Consider the following 21801-nt stretch of genomic DNA (forward strand, 5'->3'; position numbering starts at 1 on the left):
GCCGGGGCCGAATCTGCGGCAGAACGAGGGGAATGCAATGAGCAAGCAGCCGGAACGGGAAGACCCGATTTTTGAACGAATTTACGAGCAGTCTCCGGTCGGCATCGCCGTTCTGGCCGTCGGCAGGGGGCGGGTTCTGTACGCCAACGCCAAGTTCGGCCGGATTTTCGGCTGCGAGGCCGACGCGCTGAAGGGTCTCGAATGCGCGGATCATCTGCTCGGCGGCGATACGCCGGAATCGAAAAAGATCGATGCGGAAATACTCGAAACGTTGGCCGATCCGCAGCAGCCCCGCGAATTCGAGCGCAGATGCCGCCGAAGCGACGGCAGCTTCGTCTGGATCTCTTTTCACGTGTCCGAGTTGGATATCGCCCGCGAGCCGGGCACACGCTGCCTCGTCGTGCATGCGCTCGACGTGACGACCGAGCATCAGGACCGGCAGAAACTGATGGAGAACAGCGAAGCTTACCAGGTGCTGATGCAGGGCACGCGGGAATTGGTTACCCAGACTTCGATGGAAGGCTTCCTGCTGTACGCGTCGCCTTCGGTGAAGACGCTGATCGGCTACGACCCGGAAGAAATGGTCGGCCGGCACCGATCGGAATTTTACCATGCCGACGATGTCAATCCCGTCTCCAACCTGAAGACCCGGGATGCGCAGGGGCAGATCTTCATGCGCCGCATCAAGCACAAAGACGGCCGGTACCTGTGGTTCGAGACGATGTTCCGCATCCTCAAGGGACGCGCCGGCGAACCCGACACGATCATGGGCATCGGCCGCGACGTAACCACACGCAAAATGTTCGAGGACATGCTCGACGAAGTGCAGCGGATCGCGCATATCGGCTCGTGGGAATGGAACCTGGCGGAAGAACGCATCCATTACTCGGAAGAAACGATGCGCATTTTCGAAGGGGAATTGGAACAGGACGAGAGCTATCCGAAGTCGCTGCTGCGTATTTTGCATCCGTCCGATCAGGCGAAGCTGCTCGATTATACGGAGCGCATGCTGCGCGGAGAAGCCGAACCTTTCGTGACGTACCGGGTTATCCTGTCCGACCGCACGGTCAAGACGATTCGCAGCCAGTACGAGCTGTGGCGCGGGCCGGGCGGAGAAGCGCTGCGCCTAGTCGGCATGACCCAGGACATCACGCAGCAGGCGACCATCGAGAACCTGATTCGCGAGAGCGAGCAGCGCTACAAGTCGTTGTTCGACTACAACCCGTCCGGCGTATACGCCTATGATCTGGAAGGGCGGTACGTGACCGTGAACGCCAGCCAGGAGAAGCTGACCGGCTACGCGGAAGGCGAACTGATCGGCGTCCCGATCGCCGACCTGGCCGTGCCCGAGCATCGCGGCCGCGTCGAAGCGGGCTTCGACAGCGTCAAGCGCGGCGAAGCGCAGACGTACGAAGCCCGCCTCACGCGCAAAGACGAGAGTCTGATCGATGTCAGCATCACGAACACGCCGATCATCGTCGACGGCCGCATCGTCGGCGCTTACGGCATCGCAAGCGATATTACCGAACGCAAGCGGCATCTGGCGCAGATCGAGAAGCTGAGCTACGAGCATACGCTGATCCTGAATTCCGTCTCCGAAGGCATCTTCGGGACGGATCTGGAAGGGGGACTCGTATTTATCAATCCGGCGGGCGCGGAGATGCTCGGTTCGCGTCCGAACGAAGCGATCAAGGGGCTGAATCTGGCGACGATCCAGCAGACGAGCCCGGACGGCATCGAATACGATCCGTACGATTCGCCGCTTATGCGCGCGCTGCGAACGGGGGAATCGCATCAGGACATCGATTCGGTGTTCTGGCGTAGCGACGGGTCGAGCTTCCTCGCGTCGTACCGCGTGACTCCGCTGTACGATCAGGGCGAACGCAAAGGCGCGGTCGTCGTCTTCACCGACATTACCGGCGAGAAAGAGATCATTCGCGCCAAGGAATCGGCGGAGCGCGCGGACCGGGCCAAATCGGAGTTCCTCGCGATCATGAGCCACGAGCTGCGCACGCCGATGAACGGCGTGATCGGCATGACGACGCTGCTCGGCGAGACGGAACTCGACGATTCGCAGCGCTCGTACGTCGAGATCATCGCCCAGAGCAGCGAGAGCCTGATGCATATCCTGAACGAGATTCTGGATTTCAGCAAAATCGAAGCCGGCAAAATGACGCTCGAAGAAGAGCCGATGCAGGTCCGCCATCTGCTGGAGCAGGCGATCGACCTGTTCTCGCCGCGGGCGTTGGAGAAAGGGCTGATCCTGAACGCGGAAGTCGCGCCTTCCGTGCCGGAAGTGCTGATCGGCGATCCGGCCAAGTTCCGCCAGGTGTTGGTGAACCTCGTCAGCAACGCGATCAAGTTCACCGAAGCGGGCGGCGTGTCGATCACGATCGAGCCTGGATTTTTCCATCATCCGAACGGGTTGACGCTGGAAGTGTCGGTGCGCGACACGGGCATCGGCATCGCGCCGGAGAAGCAGGGCCTGCTGTTCCAGTCGTTCTCCCAGATCGATCCTTCGATCAACCGGAGATACGGCGGCACGGGTCTCGGGCTCGCCATCTGCAAAAAGCTGGTCGAGCTGATGAACGGATTCATCGGCGTGCAGAGCCGGGAAGGGGAAGGCTCGAACTTCCACTTCACGCTTCCGCTCAACGTGCCGGAAGAAGAACTGCCCGACGCGATCGGCGGCAAGGAAGAACTGGCTCTGCCGCTTCGGGTCTCGGACAACGACGCGCCGGAACAATTGGCGTCGTTCGCGGCTGCGGAAGAGACGCTGCGCGTGCTGATCGCCGAAGACCATCCGGTCAACCGGCGCCTGCTCGAAGAGATGCTGATCAAGTTCGGCTGCGTCTGCGATCTGGCGGTGAACGGCCGCGAAGCCGTCGAAGCGGTGTCCAGCCATGCGTACGATCTGGTATTTATGGACGTGCAGATGCCGGAGATGGACGGCGTCGCCGCGACCCGGCGAATCCGCGAGATGCGGGGCAGCCAGAAGCCGCCGATCGTGGCGGTTACCGCTTTTACGGATCGGGAGAACCGCAAGCGGTGCCAGGACGCGGGCATGCAGGACTTCGTCGGCAAGCCGCTGTTCGCGGCCGAAGTGGAATCGCTCGTCGAAAAATGGAAGATCCGGATCGCCCGCACGGGCGTCTGAACCTGGCGGCCAAGCCGCTCCGAACGCCCGTCCCGGGCGTGTTCGGAGCGGCTTTTTGCGTTCGGGGACCGGCCGATGACTCCCGCGTCCGCAAGGCGGCATGCAAGGGGCGCATAAAGTTTGCCGGGAGCGTCGCCAAGCGCCCGGTTTGTGGGTAATGATGCTTAATCTGCAACGTGCAAGGGAGGAAGGTCCGTTGAACAAAAAACTGCTGATTACCGGAGCATCCGGCAAAGTCGGATGGAGCCTCACGTCCAAGCTGCGCGAGACCGGCCGGTACGAGATTGCCGCGACCGACCTGGAAGCGGACGCCGGGCGCGGCATCGCGGCGCTCGACATGACGGACCCCGACGCGGTCCGGGCAGCGGCGCGCGGCATGGACGCGATTCTGCATATCGGCTGGGCCGAAGACGACGAAGATTTTCTGGGCAAAGTGCTGCCCGTCAACGTGACGGGCGCTTACCATATTTATGAAGCGGCGCGGGAATGCGGCGTGAGCCGGGTCGTGTTCGCAAGTTCCAACCATGCGACCGGCTTCTATTCGGCGGAAGAGCGGGTGGAGCCGGAAGATCCGTACCGGCCGGACAGCTTCTACGGATTGAGCAAATGCTACATCGAGCTGCTGGGACGGCTGTACGCCGACAAGCACGGCATCTCCTCGATCAACGTCCGGATCGGCAACTACCCGGGCAACCGGCCGCCGGCGTCGAAGCGGGCGTTGAAGATCTGGATTTCCGAACGGGATCTGGCTTCCCTGTTCGCCTGCTGCGTCGACGCGGACCCTTCCTTCGATTTTTTGAGCCTGTACGGCACGTCGGCCAATGCGCACAATTATTACGACATCGGTTATCTCAAAGAATTGATCGGCTACGAGCCGCAGGACGACGCGGAAGCGCTGCGCGAAGAAGCGGAGCGGCTGTACGGCGAATTGAAAGACGACGAACTGCCGCTCCAGGGCGGCGGAATCACGCGCCGGTAACCGGCGAAGCGAGGGGGTAAGCGGGATGCGATGCATACAATGCGGGGCGGAGCTGCCGGCAGGCAGCCGGTTTTGCAGCAGCTGCGGCGCGAAGCAGCCGGAAGCGGTAGGCCGGCCGGTGGAAGCCGGAATTGCGGACGAGCGGCGGGAAGCCGGAGATGCGGCCAGAGCGGGAAGTGTGGGCGAACGGCCGCAGGCGGAAGACGTAGCCGAACGGCCGCAAGCAGGGAGCCAGGGCGACTGGCGGGAAGCCGGAGGCGCGGGCGAACCGCCGCAAGCGGCAGGCGCGGGAAGCATGGCCGACCGGCCGGAAGCGCGGCCCGCAGCGGCAGGAACGGAGTCCGCCCGGGACCCGTTCGACCGACGAGGCAGGGACTTCGGCGCGGCAGCCGTTCCGCCGCCGGTGGCGGAAGAGCCGATCGCCGTCCGGCTGACCCAGAGCGGAGCGAAGCCGGACGCCCCGGCGCCGGGCCGCTACAGTGCAGGCGCAGGCGAAGAAGAACCGCCGCAGATGCGTCCGGTCTCGCCGGACGCCCGGCCGGCCCGAAGCGCGTACGCGGCTCCGGCCGACCGGGACCGGTCGGGTTCGGCCGGGCGCAGCGGCTCTGCCCGCCCAAGCGGCGGGCGCAAAGCCGCGGCCTGGGTCGCGCCGACGCTGCTGGCCGTCTGCGCGGCCGGCGCGCTGGTCTGGCAGACGGGCTACGAGCGCGACGTGAGCGCCGAGACGACGCAAATCCAGCGTTCGGCGGCCGATGCCGCGCTCGGCGGCAATTACGAGATCGCCGAATCGAAGCTGAGCCTGGCGCTTGCGAAGCGGCCGAACGATTCGGGCATCCGTTCCGACCTGGACACGGTCCGGACGATCCGCCGGCTCGACGACCGGCTGACCGACGCCCAGCGGCTGATCGGCAAGAAGGACGCGGCCGGCGCTTCGGCCGTGCTGGACGAAGTGCAGCGCGAGCTTGCCGGCTTAAACGGCAGCGCCTACGACCGGCTGCGGGTGCAGCTCGACAAGCTGCGCGAGAAGATGGAGCTGGTCGGCATCCGCAGCGACGCGGAGCGCGCGGACAGCCTGGCCGAACTGGGCGGGCTGATGCGCACGGCGGCCGATTATCCGGCGCGGGACAAAGCGCCCGTGCTCGAACTGATCACCGACCGGATCGTGAAGATCGGCGGGGACGAGGCCGAGCAGGCTATCGCGAGCGGCAGCTATTACGAGGCGGCCGCGGTCGTCGACGAAGCCCGCAGTTACGTGCCGGAAGCCGAGCGGCTGATCGAACTGGACAAAGAGATCTCGTCGCTTGCGTCCGACAGCGGCGGCGGCTCGGCCGGGGAACTGATCGAGCTGCTCGGTTCCGAGCTGCAGGCCGGAACGGGCGAACTGAAGCTGAGCGATTTCGGGCAGCGGGCGCAAGGCGGCAAGGTAGCTTTCTCGGGCACGCTGACCAATGTGTCGAACACTTCGATGTCCGACCTGCTGGTCGAGTTCCGGGCTTACGACGCGCAGGGGACGTTTCTCGGTGAGGACTGGACGGAAGTGCGCCCGGGCGGACTGAAGCCGGGCGAAACGGCGTCTTTTGCGGACGAAGTGAAATCCGCGGGCGAAGACGCGATCATCGTCATCGATTCCGTGAGCTGGTATAGAGAGTAGAGGGGGAAGCGGCGTTGAAAAAGCAAACGTTAATCAGCTTGATCGTCAGCGCGTCCATCGTGCTGGCCGGTTCCGCCGGTTCTTACGCCATTCACCGGAACTATTCGGCGCACGGCGGGGAAGGCGCGCTGCTGGCTGCGACTTCCGCTTCGGCGGCGGCTTCTTCGCCCGGCAGCGGGGGCACCTCGGCGTCGAATGCGCCCGCGACAGACGCGACAGAGCAGCCGCCGGAGTCCGGAACGGACAAGGACTCCGGCCAAGACGCGGGTCAAGATACAGGCCAGGATACGGGCACGGACGCGGGCAGCGAGGCCGGCGCCGAACCTGCCGTACCCGGCGAGGGCGGCAGCGGGTCGCAGGGCGGCGAGGCGTCTTCCGGCAGCGGGCAGGGCAGCGATCTTGCCGGGCAGGGCGGCGAGCCCGGCGAACCGACGCTCAAGGAAATCATCTCTTCCGTCGGCGAAAAGGTCGTGATGATCGAAACGTCCGACGGCTCGATCGGCTCCGGCTTTTTGTACAATGACCGGGGCGACATCCTGACGAATGCCCATGTCGTGTCCGGCTTTACGGACGTGACGGTCACGACGTCCGGCTCCGAAGAAATGTCGGGCACGGTGATCGGCATCGGCGAAGAGACGGACGTGGCGGTCGTGCGCGTAGCCGACCTGGCCGGCGTGGAGCCGCTTGAACTCAAGCTTGAAGCCGAAGCGGAGATCGGCGACGAAGTGCTGGCGCTCGGCAGCCCGCTGGGCTTGCAGAACACCGTCACGACGGGGATCGTTAGCGGCGTCGATCGCACATTCGATATCGCGCCGTACTATTACGAAGGGCTGTACCAGATCTCCGCCCCGATCGCGCCGGGCAACAGCGGAGGCCCGCTCGTCGACCGGACGACCGGACAGGTACTGGGCATCAATTCGGCCGTAACGGACGAAGGCGGCATCGGCTTCAGCATTCCCGTCGTCAGCATCGTCGAGTCGGCGCGCGGCTGGTCCGACGATCCGATGGACACGCTGCCGACGCCGGAAAGCGAGAGCGGCGGCAGCGGCGAGGATGCCGGAATCGGCGAAGATTACGGCCTCGAAGGCGAAGATCCTGTCTATGACAGCACGGATCTGGAATACGCGGCGGAAGACGTGCTGTACGCGTTCTACGACGCGGTCTCGCTGGAAGATTACCGGACCGCGTACGACCTGCTCGGGCCGACCTGGCAGAAGAAACAGTCGTTCGAAGATTTCGAAGCCGGCTACGCGGATACGCTCGGCGTCTACCTCGACTACTGCGTCGGCGTGGAGAACACGGACGAGACCGTCACCGTGTACGTGTCGATCACGGCGGACGAGCGCGAAGGAGACGGCGCGACTTCGGTGGCGTACGATCTGGTGTACCAGGTCGGCTACAGACAAGGCGACGCGGCGGACGAACTGCAAATCATCAGCGGAGAGTCCCAATAACGGGAACCGCCCAACGAAGGAGAATGCGAAATGGCAAACATCGAACAGCAGGAACAATCTTTTGTAATGACCGAAGACGGCAAGGAAGTGGGCAAAGTCACCTACATGCCGCGGGAAGACGGAGTCTGGATGATCGACCATACGTTTGTGGCGGAATCGATGCGCGGACAGCATGCGGGCGAAAAGCTGGTCGGGAAAGTCGTGGAAGCGGCGCGGGAGAACGGGGTCAAGATCGATCCGGTCTGCCCGTTCGCGGCCGCCCTGTTCGAACGCAAAGAAGAGTACAACGACGTCTGGCAGCGGGATTGAGCCGCTGATCCGGTTCGGGCCGCAGAACTTCCGGCTTCGACATTCGCCTAAGCGGATGCCGGGGCTTTTTTTTATACAAAAAAAGAAGGGAACAAAAAGGCAAAACACGTTGACATCGTTATATAAATAGAATACAATTAGATTGTAAACAACTTAAATCGGAAATCGGCATCACACCAAAATTCGAAACGAAAAAGGAGATCATTCACATGAGCGCATTGTATACCGCAACAGCAACAGCAGTAGGGGGCCGCGACGGCAAAGTTACTTCTTCGGACGGCATCATCGACATCAGCTTGAAGACGCCGAAAGGCCTTGGCGGCCCGGGCGGCGACGGAACCAACCCCGAGCAGCTGTTCGCTGCCGGCTACACGGCCTGCTTCGACAGCGCCCTGAACATGGTCATTCGCATGCAGCGCATGAAAGAAGTGACGGGTACGAGCGTAACCGGCGACGTGTCGATCCTCAAAGACGCGGCGGACAACGGTTTCAAGCTCGAAGTTACGCTGAATGTCAGCATCCAGGGCGTCGATTCCGAAACGGCTCACAAGCTCGTGGAAGCGGCTCACCAAGTGTGCCCGTACTCCAAAGCGACTCGCGGCAACATTGATGTGACTCTGAATATCGTTTAATCTATAGGCATCGGTCAGACACGGCTCAAGCTTCGGGCCGAACCGCCGGCGCTCCGGGCATGCAGCGGAGCGTCGGCGCCTATCGAAGCGGAAGCGGGGGACCCGGCAGCCTTGCGGTCCCGCGGGAGGACGAGGCATGCGGCAGAACAAAGTCATCATCCAGCCTTATACCCAGTGGGAGACCGGAATCCGGTCTCCCGCTTCGGCGTGCGGTCCGGCGGCGATCGCGGGCCTGATCCGCTTCTGGGAAAGCCGCCTGCCCGCGGGCGGCGCGGCTATTCGGCGTCTGCCCGCCGACCCGGCCGAGGCGGTCAACGCCATGTACGCCGCCTGCTTCGGCACGCCGCTCGGCATGGGGGCGTCGGTGCTCGCGCTCGGCCTGCGCCGGCAGTTGAACGCCAGACTGCGGGAGAGCGGCCGCCCCGGGCGCGCCGTGACGCGGCGTCTGAGCGGCTTCGCCGCTTACCGGGCGGAGATCGACGCGGGCCGCCCCGTCGCGGTCAAGTTCGACAAGTGGTTTGCGCTGCGCTGGCGGGACCGGCCGCTGTTCGATTACCATTGGACGGTCGGCTGCGGCTACCGCATCGAAGACGACGGGACGGAGCATCTCCTCGTGCACGATGCGGGCACCCGCTACTCGAACGGCACGCACGCCGCCAGCCGCGAACGGCAGGTTCCTTATGCCGCGCATCGCAAAGTGCTGACGATGGTGGCGCTTGCGATCGAAGGCGGGGACGAGGCGCAGCGGTAAGCCCGCAGCAAAAAGGGACTGTCCCCGAAGCCGTAAACCCGGCGGGGACAGTCCCTTTTCCATGGTGCCTGATGGTTGGTGCCTTATGTGTGATTCGGCTGCGAAGGCTCCGCGTTCTCCCGTGGGAGAAGCGGGCGCGGCATCGGTTATTTGCCCGATGTCTCCGTCTCTTCGGCAGCGGAGTCCGTCGCGGCATCCGTGCCCGAAGCCGCGGCATCCGCGGTCGCTTCGGCCGGAACGGCGATTTCGCCGACTTCGTTCTGCGCGGAGTACGCGCCGTCCGAATTGGCCACGATATGCAGGTCCTGCTTGTTCACGAGCAGCGTCGTATCGACTTTGACGCTGGACGAGGTCAGCTGGTTCGACTTTTTGTCGACGACCAGGCTGTAGCTGACCGTGCCTTCCGCTCCGCTCTTGAACAGATCCGCGGTCGGGGCGGACTGTTCGGAATCGCCGAGCTGGCGTCCGAGCGCCGTTTGCATCAGCGCGCCGGCTTGTTCGCCGCTCGCTTCGAGCGCGAGCGTGTACGAGGCGTCGTCTTCCGTCAGCTTGAGGCTGTCTTTGTACTCGCCCAGTTCTTCGATCAGCGGAGCCGGATCGAGCATTTCCGTCGTGACGGACAGCTCTTCTTCCGAACCTTCGAGCTTCTGGGTGCTCCACGTTCCGGCCGAGTCTTTGGCGTGCAGTTCGCTGCCGGCCGCGTAGATCTCGGTCGTGCCCTGCTGACCTTGCGACAGGGTGTTGATCTTCAGCCCGTATTGCGTCTCCGGCTTGGCGATCACGTCGCCGGCGATTTCGATAGCCGTCTCGATCGGATCGGGCGCTTTGGCGCCTTCCGCCGCGGTCTGTTCGACCTTGTAGTTCGTCTTGGAATCGACGGTGTAGCTCTCGAGTTCCTGCGCTTGCTTCAACGCCAGGTCGTAGACCGAGGCGGCCGTCTGCGTCGTTTCGCCGGACGGTTTGCTTTCTTTTCCCGGATCGGTCGCTTCGCTGTCCGCCGTGCAGGCTGCCGAGAACAGAAGCAGCGACAAAGCGCTCATTTTGAGCGTGTTGACCAGGTAGTGCCGATTGCGGTTAGGTTTTGCCGAGTACATGATGATCCCCTTTCGACTTGTGCGTTACTTCTTACCTTACCATTTTAGGCTCGTGAAGTAAAAAGTGGATGACTTTTTTGTCGCAAACATTTCAAATTGTTGTCACTTAACATTAAAGCTTTGACGCGATATAATGGTTAACGACAAATCCGAAGGAGAATGCAACCTTATGAGCTCACCCAAGGAAAACGAGAAATACCGTCCGACCACGAATCGCAGCTTTGCCGGACTGATCATTACCGTTTCCGTCGTTGCGAACATTATCATCCTGCTGCTGTTCTTTTCACCGATCGGCTACCAGGGAAGCGTACACTTCGACCTCTCCATTTTCCCGCGTCTGAATGCCATCTTCAACAGCTTTACGTTCATCTTCCTGGTGTCGGCGCTGATCGCCATCATCCGCAAGAACGTGCCGATTCACAAAGCTTTTATTCTCGCCGCTTTTGCCTCGACGCTGCTGTTCCTCGTGACTTATCTCACGTTCCACTATATTTCCCCGGAGACGGCGAAATACGGCGGAGAAGGCATCCTGCGTCCGATTTACTTCTTCATCCTGATCTCGCACAGCATTCTGGCGGCGCTGATCGTTCCTCTGGCGCTGTTCACGCTCGTGTTCGGCTGGACGATGCAGGTGGAGAAACACCGCAAAATCGCCCGCTGGACGATGCCGATCTGGCTGTACGTCAGCTCGACGGGCGTCATCGTGTATCTGTTCATGGCTCCGTATTATTGACGCACAAGGTCCGCAGGGACCGCAGCAAGGCGCATCCGCTTCTCGCGGGTGCGCCTTTTTGTTAAACGGTCAAAAATTCGGCGGGGCTCCGGTTGGGGCGAACCGGCAGACGGTTTTCTTTTTGCGAAAAAAAAGGGAGTTGCCGATGTCAGCTTCGTTATGATATAAAACATGACAATATCTTTGACTCCATTCTACCGCCGACCCTGTATGCCGATCCAAAGCGCCGAACCGAAAAGGAGGAAGTGTCATGCTGCACAACCAATTGCCGGAACAACTCCGTCAGCTGCCGAAAGTCGATCTGCACCTGCATTTGGACGGAAGTATCAAAGAATCCACGTTATGGGAAATCGCTTCGGAACAAGGCATCCCGCTGCCTGTCGCCGGTTTTGAACAGCTGACTCCTTTCATGAAAGTGACGGGAGAATGCGGGAGTTTGCTTGAATATTTGGAAAAATTCGATTTTGTGGCAGGTTTTCTCCATAAAGCGGACGTGTTGGAACGGATTGCCTACGAAGTGGTCGAACAGGCCGCCGAGCAGAACTGCCGTTATATCGAAGTGCGGTTCGGCCCCCAGCTGCACCGCTCGGAAGGGCTGAGCTGCGGGGACGTGATCGCGGCCGTGCTGCGCGGGCTCCGGCGCGGCGAAGCCGAATTCGGCGTCGTCTCGCGCGGGATCGCGGCCTGCCTGCGCCATCATTCGCCGCACGTCAACCTGGAAGTGATCGAAGCGGCGGCTGCTTTTAAGGACGAGGGACTGGTGGCCGTCGATCTGGCCGGGCCGGAAGCGGCGTTCCCCGCCCATCTGCACCGGGCCGTGTTCGAATACGCGCAGCTGCTGGACGTGCCGGTGACGATCCACGCGGGCGAAGCGGGCGGCGCGGACAATATCCGCGAAGCGATCCTGCGGCTCGGTGCCAAGCGGATCGGGCACGGCGTACGGCTGCGGGAAGACGCCGCGCTGCTGGAGCGCGTACGCGAGCTCGGGATCGTGCTGGAGATGTGCCCGGTCAGCAATTATCAGACCAAAGCGATGGAGAGCTGGGAGACTTACCCGATCCGCGACTATTTCGACGCCGGGCTGAAGCTGACGATCAACACGGACAACCTGACCGTCTCCGATACGTCGCTCGTCAAAGAATATACGGTGCTGATCGAGAAGTTCGGTTTCACGCTGCCGGAGATCGCCGCGCTTATCCTGAACGGGGTCGACGCGGCGTTCCTGCCGCCCGAAGAGAAAGCCCGCCTGCGCGCGGACGTCCTCGACGGCTTCGCGCAGCTTGGCATCGAGCCGTCGCAGGCGCCTGCGTCTTCTTCCGTCTCCGCGGCCGGTTGATCCGGGGGGGCGCGGCGGGAAGCGCCTGCCGCTTCCCAAGAAGCGCACGCCAAGCGCCGCGAGAGCCGATGCCCCGCTCCAACAGCCGGCGTCCCGCGCTGCAAGCGCCGGCCAAGGCCGCGCAAAAAAAAGAACCGGAATCTCCCGCGGGAGGTTCCGGTTCTTCGCGATGCGGGGCATGGGTCCGCTTCTTGGGGTGCTGCTTATTAGGCTTTCGCCGCTTCAAAACGCATGATGCGTTCAAGTTTGCGCGTGATTTCTTTCTGCCATTTCTTGTCGCCCACCTGAACGGCCACATTGAGCAGAACCAGGTAATCGTCGAGGGTGAGATTCATTCTGGAAGTCGATGGTTGCATACGATTGTGTGCTCCTTTGAAATAAAGTCGCCGTGCAGGAATGATAATCATTATCACATCTTCTATTCCCTATTATCCATACTTTTTAACAAAATGCAACGAGCGATCTAGCAAAAAAAAGAGAAAACCGACAGAGATCGTTCAAATTTGACGAAAATGCGTCGGAGTAAGGCGGAGCGTGGCGGACTGGAAAGCGTGTGCGTGGACTGGAGCGAGGCTGCATGAACAGAAGCGAACCACGAGCGTCGGAGCGGACTGGCGCAGATCAAAGTGAACCTAAAGGACCGAGCCGAACTGGCGCAGATCAAAGCGCAGGACCGGAGTCAGCCGAAAAAAGCCGCAGCGAACCAAAGCGGCGCTGCCGCTGCCCGGCTCGCCGCCCGCCGCCCCGGACCGCGTAACGAACCGCCGTCCCGGCACGTCTATCGAGATAACAGAGGGAAGCGGAGCTTCCGGAGAGGGGAATTTCTTGCTGCGCAATCGCACAACATTTTATTGGATATTTGCCGGGCTTGCCGTGGCCTTGACGGCCTGTTGGGCATTCAACCTCGCGTATTACCGGGAAGGACAGCTGGAGAAGCCGGTGTTTCTTACGCATTATATCGAAGCGGAGAACCGGGAAGGAGCGATTATCCATCTGTACGCGCTGCAAAACCGGCAGGAGGACGATCCGGGTAGTATCGTCGAGGTGAGCCTGCCGGGGCTGGAGCAGGCGGAGGTCAGCGTCTCGTGGCGCGGCACGTACCGGAATCAGGAACTGGTCCAGTATGCGGTCCGGTTCGAACGGGAATCGGCCAGCGATATTCGGTTCGGGGCATGGGAGGAAGACGACAAGCCGATCAAGTTCGACACGGTCGAGGTAAGGCATCTGGACGGAAGCCGCTCGACCGAACCGATCGGAGAGCTGTATGTGTATCCGTACACGGAGGCGACCGAGGCTTTGTCGGTGCCGGAGACGCGCGGATCGGGCGAACGAGCCGGACAGTCGACGATCCGGGCCGAGACCGACCTGCGCGTCACGGGCGTCGACCGTGGCGCCCGGGCGGCAGGCGGCGGACAGCTGCAGCTGTATTGGAGCACGGGAAGCGCGGCGAGTCAGCCGGCAGCGTCCGAAGGCGAGTCGGCAAACGGCGTTCCTCTCGAACAGGCGAAATTTCCGGCGGTGCTGCGGACAGGGGAGCAGGCCGTGCTGAGTTATGCCTTGCTCGAACGCGGCGACGAAGATTGGGCGACGGTGTACGCGATCATGCCGCGCGTCGAAATCGAAGTTGCAGCCCAAGCCGGGACCCGAAACGGACCCGGGACGTCCGGCTCCCTGCCGCTGTTCGCGGAAACCATGCCGCAGCCCGACGAACGTCAGGTACGCCAGTTCGTGCTTGCAAGGAGGGATCGCCCGTGAAACCGGCTTTTCGTAATATTTTTGTCGGCCTTTTGATCGTGCTGATGGATATCGAGATCGGCTTCGATCTGCTGCTGGACCCGGTCGGCTATCTGCTCATCGCTTACGGTTTGTCCAGACTGGACAAGGCGATGCCGCTGTTTGGCTTCGGTAAATGGGTGGCCCTGCTGCTGGCGCTGCTGGCGATTCCCGCCGTGCTCGATCCGGCGGCGAACGGTCTGGGTATCCGGGTGCTGCTCGAACAGGGCCGTCTCCCTATGGAAGTCTCCTGGTCAAAGATCGGAATTCCGGGCATTCTCGAAGACTTCGGTCTGCTCCTTCTTTTCTATACGCTGTGCGAAGGAACATGCCGTCTGGCGAAAAGGCACGGCGAAGCGGCTCTGGCCGAGCATATGCGCGGAAGTTGGTGGCTGTATTTCGTCTCCACGGCTCCGATGCTGCTGCTGTCTCCGTTCCTGCTGAATTTCGATATTCCGGGCCTGTTCACCCTCATCGTGATCTTCGGGGGAGGCAGCCTGATCGGCCAACTGCTCCTCGTGCTCGGCCTGCTCCGGGCCGGTCGCGATTTGAACGGAATCGATCCGCAGCGTCGGCTGGACGTCCGAGCCTGACCGGGATTTGGGCGGGAAAAGAAAGCGCACGGACCGGCGTGACAAGAACGCGAAAGCGCGAAAACGCAAAAACGCAAAACGCAAAAACGTAAAACGCGAACAAAGCCCCGAACTTGTCCATCCGGACTCGTTCGGGGCTTTTTCGCGTGCCGCGCCCGGGAACTCGCGATACCGCTTCCCGTGCGGGTTCGCGCCGCTATCGTCAGGCGCGCAGCTCGATCGCGAACGTGCGGATCTCGTACGGTTCCAGCGTGAAGCCGATCGTCGCGCTCTCCTGCCGGTCGCCTTCCGGCCGCTCCATCAGGTCGCACGCCTGCCAGGCCGCGATCGTCAGATCGCTGCGCAGCGTCAGGCGCCGGCGGCTGCCGGAGAAATCGTGCACGCGCACGACGACGGAACCGCCGTCTTCGGAGCGCTTGACGGCCGAGACCATCGCCGTCGGCCGCGAGGCGAAGCTGCCGTGCGCCGGCGAAGCGGCGCCTGCCTCGGCGCCGTCTGCGCGCTCCAAAGCGTCCGCCAGGCGGAACATCGACAGGGCCGCCCGATCCGGCGCGCCCGCGGAGACGCGCAGCGGATTGTTGAGCGCCCAGGCGCTCGGGACCGTGCCGCCGGCCAGCCAGTCGCCGCGGTGCGGCAGCAGCGAATACGTGAATGCGTGCGCGCCCTGGTCGGCTTCGGTGTCCGGGTGCTGCGCGCACTTGATCAGCGACAGCCGCATAACGTTGTCCTTGATGTCGTAGCCGTATTTGCAGTCGTTGAGCAGGCTGACGCCGTAGCCTTTGTCCGACAGGTCGGCCCATTGGTGGCCGACCGTCTCGAAGCGGGCCATATCCCAGCTCGTGTTCCAGTGCGTCGGCCGCGTAACGTTGCCGTACTGCACGTCGTACGTCGCTTCGGTCGAGCGGACCTGCACGGGGAACGCCGCTTTGAGCAGGACGCGGCGCTCATGCCAGTCCGCCGTCGTCTTGAAGTCGATGCGGCGGTCGTGCGCGTAGAGCGTCAGATGCTGCTCGATGCGCGAAGCTGCGGTCTCCCAGACGAAGCGGATCACGCAGCGCAGCGGACCGTTCTCGACCACCGAGACGTCCGTCAGATTATCCAGTTCCCACGACTTCTGCTGGTAAAAGAGGTCGACGTCCCACGCTTCGTGCGCCAGCGGCTTGTCTTCGAACAGCTGCAGGACGTTGCCGCGCTGCCCGGCGGCGAGCACTTCGCGGTCTTCGCCGCGGTCGTAGAGGCGCGTCAGCTGGCCGCGTTCGTTCCAGTCCAGTTCGTAGAACGGCGTCGAGACGCCGCCGCCGCGCGGCGCGAACGGCCCGGCCGGTTCCGCCGATGCCGGATTCGCCGGTTCGCCCGGCTCGAACGTCAGCTCCGCGTAGCCGAGCGCGGGCACCGCCGAAGCTTCGACGAGCCAGCTTCCGCCCGCCTGCTGCGCGTTCAGCGTCTCGCCGAGATGGTTTTTCCAAGTGCCGGACGTCAGCTTCTCAAGGCTGCCCGGCTGGGCGCCGTCTCCGTCTCCGTCCGCCGCCGCAATCTCGATCAGCCCGTTCTCCGTCCACGGCGAAGAGTTCCAGACCGTGTAGCGGCGCGTCTGCGCGCCTTCGCTGTCTGCGCCGCCGGGGCTGGCTTCGCCCGCAAGCAGGCCGCGTTCGGCGGCGCTGCGCGCCTGCAGCCCGAGCCGCTGCGCTTCGGCGTATTCGATCGTGCTGTCTTCGTACACTTCGCGGATCGACGAGCCCGGAATGATATCGTGGAACTGGTTGCGCAGGATAATTTTCCAGCCTTCGTCCAGCTCTTTTTTGGCATACAGATTCCAGTCTTCGTTCGTCACGGCATGCAGCGCGCTCAACCATTCGCTGTCCCGGTACAGCAGCTCAAGCTTGCGGTTCATGCGCTTGTTGTACGCCTGGCTCGTATACGTGCCGCGGTGGTATTCCAGATACAGTTCGCCGTCCCACGTATGCACATAGCTGTCGGTCTGCTCGACCGTCTCGCGCAGCTCCCGGAAATAGTCGCCGGCGGAGCCGGTCTTCATCTTCGGCAGGCCCGGCATCCGGTCGATGCGGCGGCGCATCTCCAGCATGTTCCGGTTCACCCCGCCGCCTCCGTCGCCGTACCCGTAGGAGAACAGCAGCTTCTGGTTCATCTCCTTGTCGCGGTAGGCGTCCCAGCTGCCTTTGACCGTCTTGGGCATGATGTTGCCGTTGTACGTATAGAACCACGAGCCCGGACCGGACCACGGTTCCGTCGTCGTGATAAAGTGCGTGAGGATCTCCGTGCCGTCCATCCCGCGCCACATGAACGTGTCGTGCGGCATGCGGTTGTATTGGTTCCAGCTGATCTTCGTCGTCATGAACGTATGGATACCGGATTTTTTGAGGATTTGCGGGAGCGCCCAGCTGTAGCCGAACACGTCGGGCAGCCACAAATAATCCGACTCGACGCCGAATTCTTCCCGGTAAAATTTCGTCCCGACCAGAATCTGCCGCACCAAAGACTCGCCCGAAGTCAGGTTGCAGTCCGCTTCCAGCCACATGGCGCCGCCGGCTTCCCAGCGTCCTTCCGCCGCGCGCGCCTTGATGTCCGCGTACAGCTCGGGATAATCGGTTTTGACATAATCATAGAGCTGGGGCTGCGTCTGAAGAAACGTATACTCGGGGAACAGCTCCATCAGGCGCATGACCGTCGAGAACGAACGGGCCGTTTTTTCCCGCGTATGCTTGAGCCGCCACAGCCACGCCACGTCGATATGCGTATGGCCGACCGCCGTGATCTCTACCGCCGAATGTTTGTCCATGCCGTCGATCGCACCGGACAGTTCGTCGCGCGCTTCGCGCAGCGACTCGTAGAAAGCGTCGGAGCCCGGCGCGTTCCAGTCGATCCGCAGCAGCGAACGGTCCGCCGCCTTGAGCAGCTGCGCACGTTCCGGCAGGTTCTCGTCGAGCACCGCCACCGTCTCGGAGACGGCCAGCAGCGTGTAATAGTAGTCGTCCGCCGCTTCGTCGAGCCAGCACACTTCCGCGATGCGGATGCCGTGCGTCTGGTCGCGCCGGACGCCGCCGCCTTCGAGGCCGGACCACAGGCGCAGCGTCAGGGGCAGCGCGGTGCCGGCCGTCTCTTCGTTGAAGAAGACTTCCAAATGGTTGGAATCGACTCCCTGATACGGCTTGCCGTGCAGGTAGAAAAGCGATTCGAACCCGGAGTTGTTGCCCCCGCCGGTCTCGCCCAGATCGAAGCGTCCGAGCACGCGGCGTCCGGCCCAGTCGCCCGGTACGTCCACTTCGGCGTGGAGCCACAGGTACAGATCGCGTCCGCTCCACGTCTCGCCGGTCTTGAGCGTGCCGTCGTAGTCGGAGAGAGCGGGAATGTCGGGATTGATCTCTTTGCGCGTGTCTTCCATGCAGTGGAAGGCCGGGATCGGCATCCGGTCGCGGTAGCGGTAATCGGCCAGTTCATGCAGGCGGGAACGCAGTTTGGCTTCGGTTAGAAACATGGGATAAATACCTCCTCGGGATGTCTGGACCGGACTCGTCGGCGGATCGGGCGGCGGTGAACACGAGCTTGAAGTGCCATCCGGCGGCGGGAAAACGGTTCAGGAAATCGGACGTTTGCGCGTGCGGCGAAGCGGCCCGGCCGCCCTGATACGCCGGGCGGGCGAGCTGTCGGAAAAAGCGACGGTCGTCGAACGTTCGGAGGCGAGCCGGAAAGCACAAAAAGCCGGGGAGACTCGCCGCTTGCGGGAAGAGTTGCCGGGTCGTGCGGAAGGTGTGGCGATCTTGGGGATCAATAAGGCCATTATAAGCAGAGGGGGCGTTTTTTCAAAGGGTGATTCGCGACAAAAAAAGTGCAATATGACGACATCCCCATCCTGAAGCAAGCACTTGGAACGATCCGCGCCCGCTTCGGCGCTGCCGTACGCAAAAGCCGGTGGTGCACTGTGCGCAGCAAAGCGCGACCCGGCCGGGGCGGCCCGGAGTCGGCGGAAAGGGGCAGGGCATGCGAACGCTTCGAAGCTTCTACCTCAACCATCTGAAGCGAAAAATGTTCAACCGGATCGTGCTGCTCTATTCGATGGCGGCCGTCGTGCTGTTCGCTTTCGCGTCGGGGCTTATGTACCCATACCGGTACCAGCACGGGATTCCGCTGACGACGGCCTGCTGCGTGCAGCTCGTCGTAGACAAGCCGATGCAGGGCGGCGATACGGCGGCGCGGATCTACGGGCTTGAAGTCATGGGGATGAACGCGGCCGATTGAGCGGAAAGCGGGCTGACTCCGCAGGCTCCGGCCCCGTAACGATACAACCCGGTAGAGATTTAACGACGATTTTATGCCAAAAAAGAACCGCCGTTCCGGCTTTCCTGCCGGTTCGGCGGTTCTTTTGACTGTGCCTATCTGAATTTCGGTTTTGTTCTGAATTTCCGTTCCGTTCTCAATTCCCGTTTGCAATTCCCGATTCCCGTCGGTTAAGCGGCCGTCAGTTCGACAGCCAGACGCGCATCATCGAGAACAGCTTCTCGATATCGAGCGGCTTGCTGATATAGTCCGAAGCGCCGGCGGCGAGGCACATTTCGCGTTCGTCCTTCATCGCTTTGGCCGACAGGACGATGATCGGCAGATCGCCGAACTGCGGCTTGGACCGGATTGCTTTCATCGTCTCGTAGCCGTCCATGACCGGCATCATGATGTCCATGAGCACCATGTCGTACGTAGGGTCCGATTCGAGTATGTCCAGCGCTTCGCGGCCGTTCTCGGCGATGCCGATATCGGCGCCCTTGTTCTCCAGCGCGACGGAGATCGCGTAGATGTTGCGCGCGTCGTCGTCGACCAGCAGCAGCTTCCGGTCCCGGAACAGCTCCAGGTCGCCTTCCTGATCGGAAGGCATCGGCAGCTTCGAGATGCCGGGCGCGATGGCCGGCCGGGCATACCCGGACTTGAACAGGTCTTCGGTCTCCGTCTGCTGTTCGTCGCGCAGGTCGAGCGGCAGAATCACGGTGAACGTGCTGCCTTCCCCGGCGACGCTGTCCACTTCGATGCGTCCGTTCAGCAGCCGCGAGAATTCGCGGCAGATGGACAGGCCGAGCCCCGTGCCGCCGTACACGCGCTCCGTCGCGCTGTCCGCCTGGCGGAACGCTTCGAAGATCAGGCTGCGCTTGTCTTCGGCGATGCCGATGCCCGTATCCGACACCTGCAGCCGCAGCGTCGGCTCTCCGGTCTCGCTTTCGGAATCGGCTGTGCCGATTCTCAGCGAGACCGATCCCTGCGGCGTGAACTTGATCGCGTTGGACAGCAGGTTTTTGACGATCTGCTCAAGGCGCCGGCCGTCGGTCCAGATCAGCTCCGGCGCGTCCGGTTCGACGATCATATCAAGCCCGACGCCTTTGCGCTTGGCGACTTCGCCGAACAGCCCTTCCATCGAATGCGGAAGTTCCGTGACGTTGTACGGTTCGATCGTCACTTCCATCTGGCCGGCTTCCGCTTTGGCCAGGTCGAGAATGTCGTCGATCAGGGCAAGCAGGTCTTTGCCCGAACGATAGATCGTGGACGCGTAGTCTTTTTCCTGACCGGTCAACGGCTTCTCGTCTTTTTCGGACAGGATCTGCGACAGGATCAGGATGCTGTTGAGCGGCGTCCGCAGTTCGTGCGACATGTTCGCGAGGAACTCGGACTGGAATTCGGAATTGCGCACCAGTTCGCGCTGCACGACTTCGAGCAGCCGGTTCTTCTCTTCCACTTGAATATTCGTCCGCTCCAGCAGCGAGTTGGCGCCGCGCAGCGTGTCCTGCTGGCTGCGCAGTTCTTCCGATTGGGCCTGCAGTTCTTCGGACTGCGCCTGCAGTTCTTCGGTCTGGGTCTGAAGCTCTTCGGACAGCATCTGCGATTCCCGCAGCAGCCGGTCCACTTCCATGCGGCCCGACACGCTGTTGAGCGCAATGCCGAGCGTATTCATGAGCTGCTCGACGAGGCGCTTCTGAGCCGGCGTGAACGCGGCCAGCGAAGCGAATTCGACCACGGCCTCGACGCGCTGCTCGAACCGGACCGGTACGAGCAGCAGGCTGGCCGGAGGCATCTCGCCGATCCCGGAAGCGATGCGCAGATAATGGTTCGGCAGGTCGTCGACCGACAGCGTCTCGCCGCTCTCGGCGGCGCGGCCGACAAGCCCTTCGCCCATACGGAACGTCTCCGCGGGCTCGCCGGCCGGATAACCGGCGTAGGAAGCGATCCGCTTCAGTTCTTCGTCTTCCCGGCGGATGTAGAACACGCCGTAAGCCGAGCCGGTCAGCGGCACGATCTTGCGCAGGAACGTGCTTGCGAGCTGTTCCAGCGAGTTGATGTTCTGATACAGCGCGGAAGATTCCGCCAACGCCGTCTGAATCCAGTTATGTTCTTCCAGTTCTTCGTTCAATTCGCGCGTATTGCGGTTGTGCGTCTCCAGCGACTCGGCCATCTCGTTGAACGACAGCGCGATATTGCCGATCTCGTCGTTCGTATCGGTGCGCAGCCGCGGCAGCGATTCGGAACGGTTGAAGTCGACGCCGCGCATGACGTCGGTCACGTCCCGAAGGCTGCGCGTCGTGCCGCGAATCGTCCACAGCATGAGCAGCGCCGAGAGCAGGATCAGCAGCGGAACCGCGATCGCGATCGCCCACAGCATGAACTGCGTCATTTCGCTCGTGCGGTTGCGGGACTGCTCCAGCGCTTTTTCCTGGGCCGCCTGGAAAGCGTCGAGGTTCTCGATCAGCTGAGCCCGGCCTTCTTCCGTGGTCTGGGCCAGCGCTTCGGTCGCAGCGGGGGCCGCGCCGCCCGCGATCTCTTTGGTCAGTGACCGGGCCGCGTTCAAATAGTCTTCGTAATCCAGCCTTATGGCCGCAAGCCGGGCTTTGCCCTGGGCGCTGACGTTGAGGCTTTCCGCGAACATCAGCCGCTCCAGCGACTGCCGGCGGTATTCTTCGATTCGTTCGAGCCGCGCCGCTATGCGGGCGTCGTCGTCCTCGTTGACGAGGCGTCCGAGCTCGCTGTCCAGCGCGTAGAAAGCGCTGCGCAGATCGGACGCGGCTTTCATTTTTCCATAACGGGATTCCATATCGACGTTGACCGATTCGTTGTTGAAGTAGAGGAAACCGGCAGCGGCCGCCAGCACCGAGAGCAAAATGACCAGCAGACCGCCAAAACCTAAAACCTGTCGTTTCTTGTAGTTCAAGTGGGGTGTCCTCCAGATTGGATGTAGGTCGTCGAATGCGTCGAATAAGTTGTGCTCAACTATTATAAACCATTTCGGGCACCCTTGTCCTACAGGTCGTCGTAGAATTGGAAAATGTTTAAGAGCCGCGCTGCCGATTCC

The 21801-nt window shown here is 62.3% G+C and carries 16 protein-coding genes; 12 read left to right on the forward strand and 4 right to left on the reverse strand.

Annotation, left to right across the window (positions count from 1 at the left end):
• Positions 1–37 precede the first annotated feature (37 nt).
• From FFV09_RS12435 to FFV09_RS12465, 7 genes are all read left to right on the forward strand, one after another.
• The gene (locus FFV09_RS12435; protein ID WP_141448121.1) at positions 38–3157 is read left to right on the forward strand and encodes a PAS domain S-box protein; all 3120 of its coding nucleotides are present in this window, start codon (positions 38–40) and stop codon (positions 3155–3157) included.
• Positions 3158–3353: 196 nt separating this feature from the next.
• On the forward strand, positions 3354–4136 hold the full coding sequence (locus FFV09_RS12440) for an NAD-dependent epimerase/dehydratase family protein (protein ID WP_141448122.1): 783 nt from the start codon (positions 3354–3356) through the stop codon (positions 4134–4136).
• A gap of 25 nt (positions 4137–4161) precedes the next feature.
• Complete coding sequence (locus tag FFV09_RS12445; protein ID WP_141448123.1) at positions 4162–5787, forward strand: FxLYD domain-containing protein; 1626 nt, start codon at positions 4162–4164, stop codon at positions 5785–5787.
• A gap of 14 nt (positions 5788–5801) precedes the next feature.
• On the forward strand, positions 5802–7241 hold the full coding sequence (locus FFV09_RS12450) for a S1C family serine protease (protein ID WP_141448124.1): 1440 nt from the start codon (positions 5802–5804) through the stop codon (positions 7239–7241).
• Between the two features lie 30 nt (positions 7242–7271).
• On the forward strand, positions 7272–7550 hold the full coding sequence (locus FFV09_RS12455) for a GNAT family N-acetyltransferase (RefSeq protein ID WP_141448125.1): 279 nt from the start codon (positions 7272–7274) through the stop codon (positions 7548–7550).
• 209 nt (positions 7551–7759) lie between these two features.
• Complete coding sequence (locus FFV09_RS12460) at positions 7760–8182, forward strand: organic hydroperoxide resistance protein (RefSeq protein ID WP_141448126.1); 423 nt, start codon at positions 7760–7762, stop codon at positions 8180–8182.
• 136 nt (positions 8183–8318) lie between these two features.
• Positions 8319–8933, forward strand: coding sequence for a C39 family peptidase (locus tag FFV09_RS12465; RefSeq protein ID WP_141448127.1), 615 nt, complete (start codon positions 8319–8321; stop codon positions 8931–8933).
• Between the two features lie 146 nt (positions 8934–9079).
• Here FFV09_RS12465 and FFV09_RS12470 read toward each other — a convergent pair whose 3' ends face one another.
• A complete protein-coding gene (locus tag FFV09_RS12470) occupies positions 9080–10027 on the reverse strand; it encodes a DUF6612 family protein (RefSeq protein WP_141448128.1) in 948 nt (315 codons plus the stop codon).
• A gap of 169 nt (positions 10028–10196) precedes the next feature.
• Here FFV09_RS12470 and FFV09_RS12475 point away from each other — a divergent pair, with 169 nt between their 5' ends.
• Both FFV09_RS12475 and add read left to right on the forward strand, forming a co-directional pair.
• Entirely contained in the window at positions 10197–10760 is a 564-nt protein-coding gene (locus tag FFV09_RS12475; protein ID WP_141448129.1) for a DUF420 domain-containing protein, read from the forward strand.
• Between the two features lie 250 nt (positions 10761–11010).
• A complete protein-coding gene (gene add, locus FFV09_RS12480) occupies positions 11011–12096 on the forward strand; it encodes an adenosine deaminase (RefSeq protein ID WP_141448130.1) in 1086 nt (361 codons plus the stop codon).
• A 206-nt stretch (positions 12097–12302) separates the two neighbouring features.
• Here the strand turns inward: add and FFV09_RS23765 are convergent, their stop codons facing one another.
• On the reverse strand, positions 12303–12452 hold the full coding sequence (locus FFV09_RS23765; protein WP_170315013.1) for a hypothetical protein: 150 nt from the start codon (positions 12450–12452) through the stop codon (positions 12303–12305).
• A gap of 469 nt (positions 12453–12921) precedes the next feature.
• Here FFV09_RS23765 and FFV09_RS12485 point away from each other — a divergent pair, with 469 nt between their 5' ends.
• Complete coding sequence (locus FFV09_RS12485) at positions 12922–13851, forward strand: hypothetical protein (RefSeq protein WP_141448131.1); 930 nt, start codon at positions 12922–12924, stop codon at positions 13849–13851.
• Positions 13848–14462, forward strand: coding sequence for a hypothetical protein (locus tag FFV09_RS12490; protein WP_141448132.1), 615 nt, complete (start codon positions 13848–13850; stop codon positions 14460–14462). Before FFV09_RS12485 ends, FFV09_RS12490 begins: the two co-directional genes overlap by 4 nt.
• 202 nt (positions 14463–14664) lie before the next feature.
• Here FFV09_RS12490 and FFV09_RS12495 read toward each other — a convergent pair whose 3' ends face one another.
• Complete coding sequence (locus tag FFV09_RS12495) at positions 14665–17955, reverse strand: alpha-mannosidase (protein ID WP_141448133.1); 3291 nt, start codon at positions 17953–17955, stop codon at positions 14665–14667.
• A gap of 503 nt (positions 17956–18458) precedes the next feature.
• Between FFV09_RS12495 and FFV09_RS12500 the strand changes: the two genes are divergently transcribed.
• Positions 18459–18716: a hypothetical protein gene (locus FFV09_RS12500; RefSeq protein ID WP_141448134.1), complete on the forward strand. Its 258-nt coding sequence runs from the start codon at positions 18459–18461 to the stop codon at positions 18714–18716.
• Positions 18717–18936: 220 nt separating this feature from the next.
• Here FFV09_RS12500 and FFV09_RS12505 read toward each other — a convergent pair whose 3' ends face one another.
• The gene (locus FFV09_RS12505; RefSeq protein ID WP_141448135.1) at positions 18937–21660 is read right to left on the reverse strand and encodes an ATP-binding protein; all 2724 of its coding nucleotides are present in this window, start codon (positions 21658–21660) and stop codon (positions 18937–18939) included.
• Between the last annotated feature and the right edge of the window lie 141 nt (positions 21661–21801).

Source organism: Saccharibacillus brassicae (genome assembly GCF_006542275.1).
GTDB lineage: Bacteria > Bacillota > Bacilli > Paenibacillales > Paenibacillaceae > Saccharibacillus > Saccharibacillus brassicae.

Coding starts and splice junctions, on each gene's coding strand:
- FFV09_RS12465 (WP_141448127.1), top strand. CDS start 8,319: ATGCGGCAGAACAAAGTCATCATCCAGCCTTATACCCAGTGGGAGACC.
- FFV09_RS23765 (WP_170315013.1), bottom strand. CDS start 12,452: ATGCAACCATCGACTTCCAGAATGAATCTCACCCTCGACGATTACCTG.
- FFV09_RS12460 (WP_141448126.1), top strand. CDS start 7,760: ATGAGCGCATTGTATACCGCAACAGCAACAGCAGTAGGGGGCCGCGAC.
- FFV09_RS12500 (WP_141448134.1), top strand. CDS start 18,459: ATGCGAACGCTTCGAAGCTTCTACCTCAACCATCTGAAGCGAAAAATG.
- FFV09_RS12455 (WP_141448125.1), top strand. CDS start 7,272: ATGGCAAACATCGAACAGCAGGAACAATCTTTTGTAATGACCGAAGAC.
- FFV09_RS12470 (WP_141448128.1), bottom strand. CDS start 10,027: ATGTACTCGGCAAAACCTAACCGCAATCGGCACTACCTGGTCAACACG.
- FFV09_RS12445 (WP_141448123.1), top strand. CDS start 4,162: ATGCGATGCATACAATGCGGGGCGGAGCTGCCGGCAGGCAGCCGGTTT.
- add (WP_141448130.1), top strand. CDS start 11,011: ATGCTGCACAACCAATTGCCGGAACAACTCCGTCAGCTGCCGAAAGTC.
- FFV09_RS12495 (WP_141448133.1), bottom strand. CDS start 17,955: ATGTTTCTAACCGAAGCCAAACTGCGTTCCCGCCTGCATGAACTGGCC.
- FFV09_RS12435 (WP_141448121.1), top strand. CDS start 38: ATGAGCAAGCAGCCGGAACGGGAAGACCCGATTTTTGAACGAATTTAC.
- FFV09_RS12475 (WP_141448129.1), top strand. CDS start 10,197: ATGAGCTCACCCAAGGAAAACGAGAAATACCGTCCGACCACGAATCGC.